The following is a 15,485-nucleotide window of genomic DNA, read 5'->3' on the forward strand; positions in this document are numbered from 1 at the left end:
GCGTGCTTAAAGGAGATTCACCATGTCACAAAAGTTGACTGTACAACTTTCATCAATTACGGCACCTACTCATTGGGGTGATAACGCACCGCTTTCATTTACGGCTGAAGGTGCTGTTATCCACTGTACTGACAGCGACGTTTATAGCGAAATTCAACGTGCAGCTCGAAAGTTAACTGGCCAAGGTCTTGTTGCTGTTGAACTAGAAGGTCCAGAATGGGACTTAGAGTCTATTTGGTCTTTTGTTCAAGGCTTCCGTGATTCGAAAAGCAATAATGATGTGACTTGGACTGCGCTTGCAGCGGCAGATGAAAAAGAGTTGAATGATCGTATTTTGACGACTAATTGGACTCGTGAAGTTATCAATAAAACGGCAGAAGAAGTTGCCCCTCGTCAGTTAACGACAATGGCTGCTGAGTTTATTAAATCGGTGGCACCTGCTGGTACCGTTACGGCGAAGATTGTTAAAGATAAAGATTTACTAACTGAAGGTTGGACGGGTATTTATGCCGTAGGCCGCGGTTCTGAACGCACTTCAGCCATGTTGCAGTTAGATTACAATCCAACGGGCGACGAAAATGCACCAGTATTCGCATGTTTGGTTGGTAAAGGCATTACGTTCGATTCTGGCGGTTACAGTATTAAACCGTCTGGCGGCATGGCGTCAATGAAAGCGGACATGGGCGGCTCAGCATTAGCGACGGCAGGTCTTGCAATGTCGATTCTTCGTGGTTTAGACAAGCATGTTAAATTGATTTTATGTTGTGCTGAAAATATGATTTCTGGTCGAGCATTAAAGCTAGGCGATATCATTACCTACCAAAATGGTAAAACAGTAGAGATCTTAAATACCGATGCAGAAGGTCGTTTAGTATTAGCTGATGGTCTTCAATTTGCTTCAGCACAAAATCCAGAACTGATAATTGATTGTGCAACTTTAACGGGTTCTGCAAAAATGGCTGTGGGTAATGACTTCCATTCTTTATTAAGTTTTGATGATGAGTTAAGTCAAAAAGCATTAGCTTCTGCTCAGGAAGAAAATGAAGGGCTATGGCGCTTACCGTTAATGGAATTTCACCGAACGATGTTGCCATCAAGTTTTGCTGATTTAGCAAATATTGGTTCTGGTCCATATTCACCAGGTGCAAGTACAGCTGCAGCTTTTCTTTCTTACTTTGTTGATGATTATAAGAAAGGGTGGTTGCATATGGATTGTTCAGCAACTTACCGTACTGCGCCATCAGATAAATGGTCTGCAGGAGCAACAGGGGTTGGTGTAAGAACATTAGCGAACCTTTTAACGAAATAAATAGAATGAAGATCGAGTCATGCTCGGTCTTCTTTTTTATTTTATATAATTCCCATCAGTATTTTTATTGTCGATTTAAGAGAATAAAGAGTACTGCTCGGAATTAATATAAGATCTAAAAAGACACTTTAAAGGAAAGTAAAATGACAATAGAACGTACTTTTTCAATTGTAAAACCAGACGCTGTTAAACGTAACTTAATTGGCGCTATTTATCGTCGTATTGAAAAAACAGGTATGCAAGTTGTAGCGGCTAAAATGCTGCGCTTAACTAAAGAGCAAGCGGAAGGTTTTTACGCAGAGCATGAAGGTAAAGCGTTTTTTAATGATCTAGTTGCTTATATGATGTCTGGTCCAGTAATGGTACAGGTATTGGAAGGGGAAAATGCGGTTGTTCGCTACCGTGAGTTAATGGGCAAGACTAACCCAGCAGAAGCTGCTTGTGGTTCATTGCGTGCAGATTATGCCATCAGCATGCGTCATAACTCAGTTCATGGTGCAGACAGTCCTGAATCTGCAGCGCGTGAAATTGCGTATTTCTTCGCTGATGATGAAATCTGCCCACGTCCAGCAGAATAAAGTCATGTTAAAAAGTGAGCGAAGCTTTCTAGATTAACTAGAAACGAATCGCCTCGCTTCCTATAAGAGCAGTGTAGCTTATGCTGTCTGCATATCTGCTCTTATAGTATCTAGGCACGAAGTGCGTATAGTTTCTATTCTGTGATTTTTCCTCATAGCTCTACCTCTAGTAATATTCTCTCAAAACTTGTACAATTCTGCGCCCGATATTCGCGGTGATGTTATTTATCAGAGAGGCAACATGACTACAGCTAAAATCAATCTACTGGACTTTGATCGTAAAGGACTTCGAGCATTTTTTTCTGAGGAATTAGGAGAGAAAGCATTCAGAGCCGATCAAATTATGAAGTGGATGTATCACTTTGGTTGTGATGACTTCGATCAAATGAATAACATCAACAAAAAGCTTCGTGAAAAACTAAAACACAAGTGTGAAATCCGTGCACCTTACGTATCTGAAGCTCAACATTCAGTTGATGGTACGATTAAGTGGGCAATGAAAGTTGGCGATCAAGACGTTGAAACGGTATACATCCCAGATGGAGATCGTGCAACGTTATGTGTCTCTTCTCAAGTGGGTTGTGCACTAGCATGTAAATTCTGTTCAACGGCTCAACAAGGTTTTAACCGTAATTTAAAAGTATCTGAAATTGTAGGCCAAATTTGGCGTGCAGCTCGTGAAATTGGTTTAGAAAAAGAAACAGGTCGCCGTCCAATTACCAATGTTGTAATGATGGGCATGGGTGAGCCATTACTAAACATGAAAAACTTGATCCCATCACTAGACATCATGCTTGATGATCTTGGTTTTGGTTTGTCTAAACGTCGTGTAACAGTATCTACATCAGGTGTTGTGTCAGGTTTAGAGCAAATGATTGGTAAAGTTGATGTTGCTTTAGCTATCTCTCTTCACGCACCAACCGATGAATTGCGCAGTGAAATTATGCCGATTAATGACCGTTGGAATATTGAAGCGTTTTTAGCGTGTGTTCGTGAATACATTGCCTCATCAAATGCTAACCGTGGTCGTGTGACGGTTGAGTATGTACTGTTAGATCATGTTAATGATGATATGAACCATGCAAGACAACTCGCAGAACTATTAAAAGAAACCCCTGCAAAGATTAATTTGATTCCATTTAACCCATACCCTGGGTCACCATACAAGAAACCAAGTAATTCACGAATTGACCGATTCATGAAAACACTAATGGAATATGATTTTACGGTAACCGTTCGTAAAACACGTGGTGACGATATTGATGCCGCTTGTGGCCAGTTGGTAGGTGATGTAATCGATAGAACGAAACGTACTCAAGTTAAACAGCAAGGCGAAGGGATCCCTGTTAAAACTGTTTAATCTTGGTGTATAACAGCAAGGGAAGGCAGAATGAAAAAATGGCGAGCAGCACTAATAACGTTTGGATTATTGATTAGTGCTGGTTGTGTCACTGTTAATAAAATAGATGACATGAGCAAAGAAGAGGAAATTCGAGCGGCTGAAGCTCGAATTTCTCTTGGATTAAGCTATTTGAATGCGGGGGATATGATCAAAGCCCGTGAAAATTTGGAATTAGCTGCACAGTATGCCCCTGACTATTACCGCACTCAAACCTCCCTCGCTTATTATTACCAACAAGTCCAAGAAACAGCTTTAGCTGAAAAGGCTTACAAACGAGCATTACGTTCTTCGTCAAAAAATGGTAATGTATTAAATAACTACGGCGTTTTTCTTTGTAAAAATGGCGAATATGAGAAAGCTCAGCAAAAGTTTTCTCAAGCAATCGAATTACCTGACTACTATCTTGTTTCTGCAAGTTATGAAAATGCCGCAATGTGTGCATTGAGTAGTGGGGATAAAGTGACAGCTAAAACGTATTTTGAGCGCTCGCTGGCTCATGATCCAAATCGTGTTCGTTCTACTCTTCAATTAGCAAAATTGAATATTGATGAAGGCAACTATTCAGAACCGAGAGTTTTACTGTTTAAATTTAATAAGAAGTACGGATATAAGCCCGTTAGCCTAAGCTTACTCATAGAATTAGAAAAAAAAGCAGGCAATATGCACTTAGTTAATAAGTACGCAAATATACTTGGGACAGACTATCCGGACTCCATCGAATATCAGAACTATATAAATTATGACTACTGAAAATATTGAAACAACAAGTGAAGTAAAAGAGACTCTTATTGCTCCAGGGCAATTATTGAAAGAAGCCCGTGAAGAGCTAGGACTAACACTTGAGGACGTTTCATCTCGTTTACGTTTGCGTGTCGAAGTTTTACAACAAATTGAAGCTGACGAATTTGATATGGGGAAATTAGCCACGTTCACTCGAGGCTATTATCGCTCTTACGCCAAAGTGGTGAACGTACCAGAAGTTAAAGTATTAAATGCCTTAGATCAGCTTGGTAAAACCTTAATAGAAGAGCATGACATGCAAAGTTTTTCTCGTAAGACAAAAAGAGAAAAACATGACAATCGTATTATGAAACTAACATGGGTTATTTTTACTCTGATCTTAAGTATGTCTGTTTTGTGGTGGTGGCAAGAACAAGCCCAACTAGAAAGTACACAGGATGTTACATTGATAAGTGATGTAGCAACGGCAGAAGCAATTAAACCAACAGCAGAAGCAATTGAACCAACAGCAGAAGCTATTGAACCAACAGAAAATGATGCTACTGCGACAGAGCTGGAGCCAACATTAACAGAAGCTGAAATGCTTGAGTTAGATACTAAGATTTCTGATTTAGAAACAGATCCTGCTGAACTTGAAAAGCAAATCGAAGAAGATCCTAAGCTTATTTCTCCGGTTGAAGAAAAAGCTGAAAAAATGGTTGAGACAAAAGTTATCGTTACTGAAGATGTAATGATGACTTTTAACCATGATTGCTGGCTACAAGTTCAAGACGCTTCAAACAATCGTTTGTATTCTGGCGTAAAAAAAGCAAATCAAACATTAAAACTAACAGGGAAAGCCCCTTATAAATTAATTATTGGCGCACCAAGTGCCGTGACACTAACTTATAAAGGCAAACCTGTTGATTTATCTGCTTATCCAGCAGGTAAAGTTGCACGATTAACCTTACCTCAATAATGAGTTGATTCCATGCATATAGAGTCCCCAATTAAACGTCGCCAATCTACTCGCATTTATGTGGGTAATGTTCCTATTGGTGATGGAGCACCCATCGCAGTGCAGTCAATGACAAACACCTTGACGACAGACGTAGCAGCAACTGTTGCTCAAATTCAAGCACTTGAAAAAGTAGGTGCTGATATCGTTCGTGTTTCAGTACCCACGATGGATGCTGCAGAAGCGTTTAAGATCATTAAACAGCAAGTATCTGTGCCATTAGTCGCTGATATTCATTTTGATTATCGTATCGCATTAAAAGTTGCAGAATATGGCGTAGATTGCTTACGTATTAATCCAGGTAATATTGGTAATGAACAACGAATTCGTTCTGTTGTTGATTGTGCTAGAGATAAAAACATTCCAATTCGTATTGGGGTGAATGGCGGCTCATTAGAAAAAGACATTCAAGTTAAATACAAAGAGCCAACAGCAGAAGCGTTACTTGAGTCTGCAATGCGCCATGTAGATATCTTGGATCGAATGAACTTTGACCAATTTAAAGTCAGCGTAAAAGCATCTGATGTTTTTTTAGCGGTAGACTCTTATCGACTATTGGCTAAGCAGATCTCTCAACCATTACATTTAGGTATCACTGAAGCGGGTGGTGCGCGTGCAGGCTCTGTGAAATCGGCGGTAGGCTTAGGTATACTTCTATCTGAAGGTATCGGTGATACATTGCGTATATCATTAGCTGCTGATCCAATTGAAGAGATCAAAGTTGGTTTTGATATTCTAAAATCATTACGTATTCGTTCGCGCGGTATTAACTTTATTGCGTGTCCAACGTGCTCTCGTCAAGAGTTTGATGTTATTAGCACGGTTAATGAGTTAGAACAGCGTCTAGAAGATTTAATCACACCAATGGATGTTTCTTTGATTGGTTGTGTGGTTAATGGCCCTGGTGAAGCAGAAGTGTCTCATTTAGGCATTGCCGGAAGTAATCGAAAAAGTGCATTCTATGAAGATGGAATTCGTCAAAAAGAACGCTTTGATAATGACAACATTGTGGACAAACTAGAAGCTAAGATCCGTGCGAAAGCAGCAATGTTATCTAAAGAAAACCAAATTGATGTTAATCAGATTGACTGATTAGCGAACCAGATATAAATGAAATCCATCGGGAAGTGAACGTGGCTAAAGCAATCCAAGCAATTCGAGGCATGAATGACTGCCTTCCAACACAATCTCCATTGTGGCACAAAGTTGAAGATAGCGTAAAACGCGTAATTAGTGCATATGGTTACAACGAAGTACGTATGCCGATTGTTGAACAAACAAACTTATTCAAGCGTGCTATCGGTGAAGTAACCGACGTTGTTGAAAAAGAAATGTACACGTTTGAAGACCGTAATGGCGATAGCCTAACGTTACGTCCAGAAGGGACTGCGGGTTGTGTGCGTGCAGGAATAGAGAATGGTTTACTTTATAACCAAGAACAACGTTTATGGTACATGGGGCCTATGTTCCGTCATGAGCGTCCTCAGAAAGGCCGTTACCGTCAATTCCACCAAGTTGGTGTTGAAGTTTTTGGCTTAAATGGTCCAGATGTTGATGCTGAACTTATCATGATGACTGCTCGTTTATGGCGTGAACTAGGTATTGATAAGCATGTACGTTTAGAGCTTAACTCTATTGGTTCATTAGAGTCACGAGCTAACTACCGTATCGCATTAGTTGCATTTTTAGAACAGCATTTAGATGTGCTGGATGACGATTGTAAACGTCGTATGCATACAAATCCAATGCGTGTTCTTGATACGAAGAATCCAGATGTACAAGCTATTTTAGCTGACGCACCTAAGCTATCTGAGTATTTAGATGATGATTCAAAAGCACATTTTTCTGGATTATGTGAACTACTTGACGCTGCTGGCATCCAATATCAAGTTAATGAACGTTTAGTTCGTGGATTAGATTATTATAACCGTACTGTTTTTGAGTGGATCACTGAAAGTTTAGGTGCTCAAGGAACAGTATGTGGTGGCGGTCGTTACGATGGTCTTGTTGAACAACTAGGTGGTAAAGCAACCCCTGCCGTTGGTTTTGCAATGGGCCTAGAGCGTTTAGTGTTATTGATGGAAACATTAGAATTAACCAATGTACGTCGCTCAGTAGATGTGTACATGGTGACTTCTGGTGAAGGTACATTAATGGCTGGTATGAAACTAGCTGAATCACTGCGTGAACAAGTTCCTGGCTTACGCGTTATGTGCCACTTCGGTGGTGGTAATTTTAAAAAGCAATTTAAACGTGCAGATAATGCAGGTGCAGCTGTTGCTCTTATTTTAGGTGAGAGTGAAGTTGCAGAGCAGACTGTTAACGTAAAAGATTTATGTACAGGTGAGCAAGAAACGTTCGCTCAAACTGACGTATTCGCAAAATTAGCTGATTTGATTTAAGAGGATAGGACGTGGAAGCCTACGAAACTGAAGAACAACAAGTTGAAGCCATTAAAAATTGGTGGAAAGAAAATGGCAAGGCAGTCGTTGTTGGTGGCGTTGTTGGTATAGGTGCTATTTTAGGCTGGAAATATTACCAATCAGCACAAGTTGAAGCGAAAGATATCGCTTCAATATCTTATGAGAAAACCCTAACGGCTTTGCAAGCGTCTGGTGCAGAAGCGGCTGAATCGACTCAGGCGTTTATTAGCGCAAATGCAAGCAGTGAGTACGCAGTTCTTGCTGCCCTTCAGTTAGCAAAAGTACAAGTAGAAGCAGGTCAATTGGATGCCGCTCTTGAGCAACTAAACTGGATTGCAAGCAACAGCAAAGACGAGTCATTAATTGCGACAGCTCAAGTGCGTGCTGCTCGAATTCAAGCAGAACAAGCACAGTTTGATGCAGCATTAGCGACATTAGCGAGTGTTACGTCTGCGAGCTGGGCTGCTCGTGTTGCTGAGTTAAAAGGTGATATTGCTCTTCGTCAAGGTGATGTAGCAACGGCTCGTTCTGCTTATACAGAAGCACTCCAAGCTGGTATGAACCAAGCCGTTCAAATGAAACTGGATGACTTAGCAGAGTAAGGACAACTGAATGCGTAAGGTGTTAAAAAAAGCGGCATTATGTACCTTTGGTTTCTCCATGCTTTTTGGCTGTGCGAGCGAAGAAGATACAATCGTAATGGCACCGGTTCCTGTGGTTCAAAATCAATTTGAACCAACAACGGAATGGACAAGTTCAATTGGCGATGGTGTTGGGCATTATTTTTCTCGCCTAACACCAGTATATGCTTATCAAAAAGTTTATGTTGCAAGTCGAGATGGTCTTGTTAAAGCGCTTGATCCTGAAAATGGTAAAACCATTTGGGAAAAAGATTTAGAGCAAGATGATACCGCTCGTTTATCTGGTGGTTTAACTCTGACTTATGGCAAAGTTTTCATCGGTTCAGAAAACGGTGAGATAATCACCCTTGATGCTGAAACCGGTGAAGAGTTATGGCGTAAAAATGTAGATGGTGAAGTACTTGCTAAGCCATTAGCTGATGAAGGTTATGTCATTATTCATACGAGTCGCGGTGCATTAATTGCTTTTGATGCTGAGACGGGTAATGAAAAATGGCAGATCAACAGTGAAGTGCCTAACTTAACCCTGCGTGGGGACAGTGCGCCAGTTAGTATTTCTGGTGGTGTGTTCTGGGGAATGTCTAATGGTCGTTTAGCCGCTGCATTGATCTCTAAAGGTCAACTGTTATGGCAGCAACCAGTAGGTACACCAAAAGGCGCAACTGAAATAGATCGCCTCGTTGATGTTGATGCTTCTCCACTTATTTTAGGTGGGCGATTATATACCATTGGTTATAATGGTCAGCTAATAGCACTGGAGCTTCGTACTGGGCAACCAGCATGGAAGCGCAACTACTCATCAGCGATAAATATGTCATCAGATGGTAAGCGTCTTTTCTTAGTAACAGAGAAAGATCACGTTGTGGCAGTAGATGCTCGAAGTGGTACTGAGCTTTGGAACAATGAAGAGCTTGAATACCGTCAGCTTACATCACCGATGATTATTGATAATTATATCGTTTTAGCTGATAGTGAAGGTTATCTACATTGGTTAGATAGAGATACTGGACTGTTCGTTTCTCAACAAGAGATCGACAGTGATGGTATCGCAGTATCGCCAATTATTGTTGAAGATAGCTTTTTAATTGTCACTCGCGAAGGCGATATCAAAAAAATGCGAATTAAATAAGTTTTATTTGCTATAATTGTGAATTGGCTCCAAGTCCTTTTGACTGTGGGGCCTTTTATTGTTTTTAGATAGTGAAAGATAATCCAATTTGGTGATGGTTTTTATCCGTTCATATTAAAAAAACTATCATCAAATTGGTATTAGCTCGCGCTATGCCTATGATTAAATTAAGAGGTATATATGATTCCTGTTGTTGCTCTGGTAGGGCGTCCAAATGTTGGTAAATCGACGCTGTTTAACCGTGTTACACGCACAAGGGATGCATTAGTTGCTGACTTTCCAGGCTTAACTCGTGACCGTAAATACGGCCGCGCTAAATTAGAAGAGCTTGAATTTATTCTTATTGATACCGGCGGTATTGATGGAACAGAAGAAGGTGTAGAAACTAAAATGGCAGAACAGTCATTAGCTGCGATTGAAGAAGCTGATGTTGTGTTATTTATGGTTGATGGTCGTGCTGGTTTAACATCATCTGATGAAGCGATTGCAAAACACTTACGTTCACGTGAAAAACCAACGTTCTTAGTAGTAAATAAGATCGATGGTATTGATGCTGATGCGGCAAGTGCTGAATTCTGGCAGTTAGGGATGAACAAAGTTTATCAAATTGCTGCTTCACATGGTCGTGGTGTAACGTCTTTACTTGAGTTGGCTCTTGCTCCTTTTATGGAAGAGTTAATTGAAGAATCTTTGAAAGATGAAAACGGTGAGATCATGGATCTTACTGAATTTGAAGATTTCGAAGAAGAAGAAAAAGATCTAACAGAAGAAGATGCAGAAAAAGATTTTGCGCGTCTTCAAGATCAACCAATCAAACTTGCGATTATCGGTCGTCCTAACGTAGGTAAATCAACGTTAATTAACCGTATTTTAGGCGAAGAGCGTGTGGTTGTTTACGATATGCCAGGTACTACTCGTGACTCTATTTACATTCCAATGGAACGTGAAGGTCAAGAATACGTGCTTATTGATACTGCTGGTGTTCGTCGCCGTGGTCGTATCAATGAAACGGTTGAGAAATTCTCTGTAATCAAAACATTGAAAGCAGTTGAAGATGCTAACGTAGTATTGCTTGTTATCGATGCTCGTGAAAATATCTCAGATCAAGATCTAAGCTTATTAGGCTTTGCATTGAACGCGGGTCGTTCGTTAGTTATTGCTGTGAATAAGTGGGATGGTCTTGATAATGAAGTTAAAGAGAAAGTGAAATCAGAGCTAGACCGTCGTCTAGGCTTTGTTGACTTTGCTCGTCTTCACTTCATTTCAGCTCTACATGGTACAGGTGTTGGTCATTTATATGAATCAGTACAAGAAGCGTATGTATCAGCGACTAAGCGTGTAGGTACATCTGTTCTTACTCGTATCATGAAGATGGCTCAAGATGATCACCAACCACCAATGGTTCGTGGCCGTCGTGTGAAACTGAAATATGCTCACGCAGGTGGTTATAACCCACCACTTATCGTTATTCACGGTAACCAAGTAAAAGAATTGCCTTCTTCTTACAAACGTTTCTTAATGAACTACTTCCGTAAATCATTAGAAATTATGGGCACACCTATTCGTATTCAATTCCAGAATAGTGAAAACCCATTTGAAGATCGCGGTGGCAAGTTGACTCTATCTCAAGAGCGTCAACGTAAGCGTCTAGTTGGCGCTGTGAAAAATCGTAATAAAAAGTAATCTGTAATTACTTATTTATACATATTGAATAATAAAACGCCCACCTTGTTGGGCGTTTTTTTTAGGTAAAAATCATGAAAGTACTATCAGCAACAGAGATTCTTTTTTGTCATAACACATGGCAACACACGTCAGTTGTTCAATTGATTAAAGCAACAGACCAAGGTAAGTGGTTTGTAACCAAAGAAACACCTTTTCATCCAGTCAGTCATATTTGGCCAGATCACCCAGAAGATAAAGGAACAGTACAAATCGGCGACAATGAATATTCAATTCTTGCTTGTCAAACGGGTGCGATTGAATTGGCAACCGGCGAATTATATATAGATAAAGACATTCCAATTAAACGTGGTGAAGCGGGATGGGTGTTTGTGGTTTCGCATTTAATATCTGAAAATGTTGATTTATCAGTAGAAAATATCGTTACCTTACGGGTTGATAAAGAATATCAAGATGCGTTAAGTCGTGGCCATAGCGCGGGGCATATTGCTTATTTAGCCTTAAATAAAGTACTTCATACAAGTTATTGGCGTAAAGATGCAGATAGAAAAGATGAGCTAGGCCACTACAACTTTAATAGTTACGCTCAAGAAACCAGTTTTGTGACCGAGGACCATTGTGAAGATGTTTATCGTTTAGGTAAAACACTGCGTAAGCGTGGGCTAAATAGTACAGAAATGATGTCAGCGCTTGATTCAATTGAAGAGCAAGTAAATCAACAGATTAGTGTATGGTTAGCTTTAGAAAATGAGGTTTCTATCGAGTGTGAGGGTAAAGCGTTAACTGATTCACGTTACTGGATTGCAGATTTTGGTATAGATGGAATAGCTAAACTACCTTGTGGTGGAACTCATGTCTCTTCATTTAAAGATTATCAAGAGATTAGCGTTCAACTTAAAGCACAAGGTGAACAAGAACTATTGATGTTAACTCGATCAAGTAAACGATCTTAAAATTGAAATTACATAAGATGTAACTCTTATTCTGGATATTGTGTAATTTCCGTTTTTTGACTGAAATGGATGTGTAAAATACTGATTGATGTGCTGGATCTTCTATTTTAAATAGCATTAATTGAAGTTTAATATCGTTTAAAATTGAAAAACAGGATATGTAACTAATGCTTTCGGGGTGTGGTTATATAAATGTTCTTAAAGGGCATGATCGCTGATCAGATCCCTATAAGCATGAAGATCTGCACTTTTTGATGCGTACAGAGACACTGTCTTTATTTGGAATAGATTAAGAAGGAAAAGACGATGCAAACAAACGAATGTCCTAAATGTCAGTCTGAATTACGCTGGCAACGAGAAGGATATCATTGTGATTTTTGTCAGGTCGATTTTAAAAAAGTGGCTTATTGCCCAGATTGCAGTAAAGAGATGGAAAAGCTTAATGCGTGTGGTGCACCAAGCTATTTTTGTCATGATTGTAATGAGTTGAAATCAAAATCTCGTGCCAAAACAGAATTTGTAGAGACGAGTCTTAGTTAATTACGGTAGATGTAATTTCACCATCGACAAAGCGAGTGGTTATGTTCTCACCAGCTTCTACTTGTTTTGTTGATGTGACAACGGTCCCTTTCTTATTACGAGTAATGGAGTAACCACGCTGTAAGGTCGCTAATGGACTGACGGTATCTAGTTTCTCAGCGGCCAATGCTAATTGATGACGTTGCATCAGTAGGTTTCTATCCATTGAATCTAATAAGCGACGTTTTAACTCTTCAATACGTAACGTATCTTGAGAGACTTTTTTGGCAGGTGATAGGTTGCTTAAACGTAAAGTCAGATTTTCAATTTTATGTTGATGACGCTGCAGGCGTTGTTGCATATACGTCATTAAACGTTGATTTAGGTCATCTAGCTTCTGGCTTTGACTGTTTAACTGCATTTGTGGATGCTGTTTTTCAAGACGATGTTGAAGTGCTGATAATTGACGTTGTTGTCCTGATAAATAGCGATCCATTGCACTATTTAAACGACGTTTCTGATGCGTTACGATTTGCAGTTGAGAAGATAAATCTCGACTCACTAATTCGGCAGCAGCAGAAGGCGTTGGTGCTCTTACATCCGCAACAAAATCGGCAATGGTAACGTCGATCTCATGACCAACAGCACTGACGATAGGGATCTCACTTGCCGCAATCGTTCTTGCTACGATCTCTTCATTAAAACACCAAAGATCCTCTAGTGAGCCACCGCCACGTCCAACGATTAAAATATCACATTCATTACGGCTGTTTGCTCGACCAATGGCTTGCGCTATTTGAATGGCGGCATTTGTGCCTTGTACTAAGGTTGGATAGATAATCACAGGGAGGTTAGGATCGCGTCGTTTTAATACATTTAAGATATCAAACAATGCAGCCCCTGTTTGCGAGGTAATGATACCGACACGTTTTGGTTGTTCTGGTAATGCTTTCTTTGCGGTTTGGGCGAATAGGCCCTCAGCAGCCAATGACATTTTTAATTGATCAAATTCTTGTTGAAGCCGGCCGTCACCTTCAGGTTGCATACTCTCAATAATGATTTGATAGTCACCACGAGGTTCATAGAGAGAAAGGCGAGCTTTAACAAGAACTTGTTTACCGTTTTGTGGCTTAAAAGTAACGCGACGGTTATTGCCCTTAAACATGGCACATTTAACTTGGGCTTGACTGTCTTTTAGGGTGAGATACCAATGCCCAGAGACGGGAACGGTTAGATTTGATATTTCACCAATCAGCCAAACAATACCCATCTCATTTTCTAATAATAAGCGGACTTCAGAGTTAAGACTAGAGACTGTAAAGATGCGAGGATTAGAATCGAGAGACATGTAAATGCCTTAGACATGAGTATAGGAATTAGCGGCAATATAATACATATCAAAGGGGGTAATGCAAATTAAAAATAAATAAATGTATAGCCAAGCGATTGCGCAGTGCGTATAATCCGTCTGCAATATCAAATCCAAAACACTTTATTATGCGAAACGATAAAGTGGGATTTATTCCTTTAAACACTTATGTTGTGAGATATTGCAAATGCTACGAATCGCAAAAGAAGCTTTAACCTTCGATGACGTTTTACTCGTCCCAGCACACTCCACAGTTCTTCCTAACACCGCTGATCTTCGCACTCAGTTAACGAAGACTATCTCTCTAAATATCCCAATGATTTCAGCATCAATGGATACAGTGACAGAAGCGCGCCTTGCTATTGCATTAGCGCAAGAGGGTGGCATCGGTTTTATCCACAAGAACATGTCTATTGAACAGCAAGCTGAACAAGTTCGCTTAGTAAAAATCTTTGAAGCAGGCGTTGTCTCTGCTCCAGTAACCGTTCGCCCTGACGCAACGATCCAAGATGTGAAAGAACTGACTGAAAAACACGGTTTTGCTGGCTTCCCTGTAGTAACTGAAACTAACGAACTTGTTGGTATCATTACTGGTCGTGATGTTCGTTTTGTAACAGACTTATCTAAGAAAGTTGACGTTGTAATGACGCCAAAAGTACGCCTAGCTTCTGTTAAAGAAGGTGCAACTCGTGAAGAAGTTCAAGAGAAAATGCATGAAGCGCGTGTAGAGAAAGTATTGGTAGTGAACGATGAGTTCCAACTAACCGGTATGATCACTGCAAAAGACTTCCATAAAGCAGAACGTAAACCAAATGCATGTAAAGATGAACGTGGTCGTCTACGTGTAGGTGCTGCTGTAGGTGCTGGTGCTGGTAACGAAGAGCGTGTTGCTGCTCTTGTTGAAGCTGGCGTTGATGTTTTACTTATCGATTCATCTCACGGTCATTCAGAAGGCGTTTTACAACGTATTCGTGAAACTCGTGCTTCATTCCCTGATCTACAAATCATTGGCGGTAACGTAGCTACTGGTGCTGGCGCTAAAGCATTAATCGATGCTGGTGTAAGTGCAGTAAAAGTAGGTATCGGCCCTGGTTCAATCTGTACTACTCGTATCGTTACGGGTGTTGGTGTTCCTCAAATTACCGCAATTTCAGATGCAGCAGAAGTTGCAACCGCTCATGGTATCCCTGTTATCGCTGATGGCGGTATCCGTTATTCTGGTGATATCTGTAAAGCAATTGCCGCTGGCGCATCATGTGTAATGGTTGGCTCAATGTTTGCTGGTACAGAAGAAGCACCGGGTGAAATTATTCTTTATCAAGGTCGTTCATACAAATCTTACCGTGGTATGGGCTCTCTTGGCGCTATGTCTCAAGGTTCTTCAGACCGTTACTTCCAATCTGATAATGCAGCGGACAAACTGGTTCCTGAAGGTATCGAAGGTCGTATCGCTTATAAAGGTCGTTTAAAAGAGATCGTTCACCAACAAATGGGTGGTTTACGTTCAAGCATGGGCCTAACAGGTTCAGCAACGATTGAAGACATGCGTACTAAAGCTGAATTTGTTCGTATCTCTGGTGCGGGCATGAAAGAATCACACGTACATGATGTTCAGATCACGAAAGAAGCACCAAACTATCGCCTAGGCTAATTTTTCTTAATTTTCTTTGCAGAATCCTCCGATTTCGTTGTCAAAGGTACTTATTTACACTTGTAAACTCCGTGCCTTTTCCTAGAGCTC

14 protein-coding genes are annotated in these 15,485 nt (G+C 40.4%); 13 read left to right on the plus strand and 1 reads right to left on the minus strand.

The window, feature by feature from the left end; genetic code table 11:
* Positions 1-22 precede the first annotated feature (22 nt).
* The 12 genes from pepB to PVK62_RS09350 all read left to right on the plus strand — a co-directional run bounded on the left by pepB (position 23) and on the right by PVK62_RS09350 (position 12,396).
* A complete protein-coding gene (gene pepB / locus PVK62_RS09295; RefSeq protein ID WP_274443961.1) occupies positions 23-1,309 on the plus strand; it encodes an aminopeptidase PepB in 1,287 nt (428 codons plus the stop codon).
* Between the two features lie 143 nt (positions 1,310-1,452).
* Positions 1,453-1,887 (plus strand): nucleoside-diphosphate kinase, encoded by a 435-nt coding sequence (ndk, locus tag PVK62_RS09300; RefSeq protein WP_274443960.1) that lies wholly within the window; start codon positions 1,453-1,455, stop codon positions 1,885-1,887.
* Between the two features lie 241 nt (positions 1,888-2,128).
* Positions 2,129-3,247: a bifunctional tRNA (adenosine(37)-C2)-methyltransferase TrmG/ribosomal RNA large subunit methyltransferase RlmN gene (locus PVK62_RS09305; protein WP_274443959.1), complete on the plus strand. Its 1,119-nt coding sequence runs from the start codon at positions 2,129-2,131 to the stop codon at positions 3,245-3,247.
* Between the two features lie 30 nt (positions 3,248-3,277).
* Positions 3,278-4,039 carry a type IV pilus biogenesis/stability protein PilW gene (gene pilW / locus PVK62_RS09310; RefSeq protein ID WP_274443958.1) on the plus strand — a complete coding sequence of 254 codons (762 nt, stop codon included), beginning with the start codon at positions 3,278-3,280 and terminating at the stop codon, positions 4,037-4,039.
* Positions 4,029-4,988 (plus strand): cytoskeleton protein RodZ, encoded by a 960-nt coding sequence (gene rodZ / locus PVK62_RS09315; RefSeq protein WP_274443957.1) that lies wholly within the window; start codon positions 4,029-4,031, stop codon positions 4,986-4,988. Before pilW ends, rodZ begins: the two co-directional genes overlap by 11 nt.
* Positions 4,989-5,000: 12 nt before the next feature.
* Positions 5,001-6,119 (plus strand): flavodoxin-dependent (E)-4-hydroxy-3-methylbut-2-enyl-diphosphate synthase, encoded by a 1,119-nt coding sequence (gene ispG / locus PVK62_RS09320; RefSeq protein ID WP_274443956.1) that lies wholly within the window; start codon positions 5,001-5,003, stop codon positions 6,117-6,119.
* Positions 6,120-6,160: 41 nt separating this feature from the next.
* Positions 6,161-7,429, plus strand: coding sequence for a histidine--tRNA ligase (gene hisS / locus PVK62_RS09325; protein WP_274443955.1), 1,269 nt, complete (start codon positions 6,161-6,163; stop codon positions 7,427-7,429).
* An 11-nt stretch (positions 7,430-7,440) separates the two neighbouring features.
* Positions 7,441-8,052: a YfgM family protein gene (locus PVK62_RS09330; protein WP_274443954.1), complete on the plus strand. Its 612-nt coding sequence runs from the start codon at positions 7,441-7,443 to the stop codon at positions 8,050-8,052.
* A gap of 10 nt (positions 8,053-8,062) precedes the next feature.
* A complete protein-coding gene (bamB, locus tag PVK62_RS09335) occupies positions 8,063-9,220 on the plus strand; it encodes an outer membrane protein assembly factor BamB (RefSeq protein WP_274443953.1) in 1,158 nt (385 codons plus the stop codon).
* A 180-nt stretch (positions 9,221-9,400) separates the two neighbouring features.
* The gene (gene der, locus PVK62_RS09340) at positions 9,401-10,903 is read left to right on the plus strand and encodes a ribosome biogenesis GTPase Der (RefSeq protein WP_274443951.1); all 1,503 of its coding nucleotides are present in this window, start codon (positions 9,401-9,403) and stop codon (positions 10,901-10,903) included.
* Positions 10,904-10,977: 74 nt separating this feature from the next.
* Positions 10,978-11,856, plus strand: coding sequence for an alanyl-tRNA editing protein (locus PVK62_RS09345; protein ID WP_274443950.1), 879 nt, complete (start codon positions 10,978-10,980; stop codon positions 11,854-11,856).
* Positions 11,857-12,162: 306 nt separating this feature from the next.
* Positions 12,163-12,396, plus strand: coding sequence for a zinc ribbon domain-containing protein (locus PVK62_RS09350; RefSeq protein WP_122035971.1), 234 nt, complete (start codon positions 12,163-12,165; stop codon positions 12,394-12,396).
* On the opposite strand, the gene xseA is transcribed toward PVK62_RS09350, so the two are convergent.
* Positions 12,389-13,723: an exodeoxyribonuclease VII large subunit gene (gene xseA, locus PVK62_RS09355; protein ID WP_274443949.1), complete on the minus strand. Its 1,335-nt coding sequence runs from the start codon at positions 13,721-13,723 to the stop codon at positions 12,389-12,391. The genes PVK62_RS09350 and xseA overlap by 8 nt on opposite strands.
* Positions 13,724-13,931: 208 nt before the next feature.
* Here xseA and guaB point away from each other — a divergent pair, with 208 nt between their 5' ends.
* Entirely contained in the window at positions 13,932-15,395 is a 1,464-nt protein-coding gene (guaB, locus tag PVK62_RS09360; RefSeq protein WP_274443948.1) for an IMP dehydrogenase, read from the plus strand.
* The last annotated feature ends 90 nt before the right edge of the window (positions 15,396-15,485 follow it).

Source organism: Aliivibrio sp. S3MY1 (genome assembly GCF_028765575.1).
Lineage (GTDB): Bacteria > Pseudomonadota > Gammaproteobacteria > Enterobacterales > Vibrionaceae > Aliivibrio.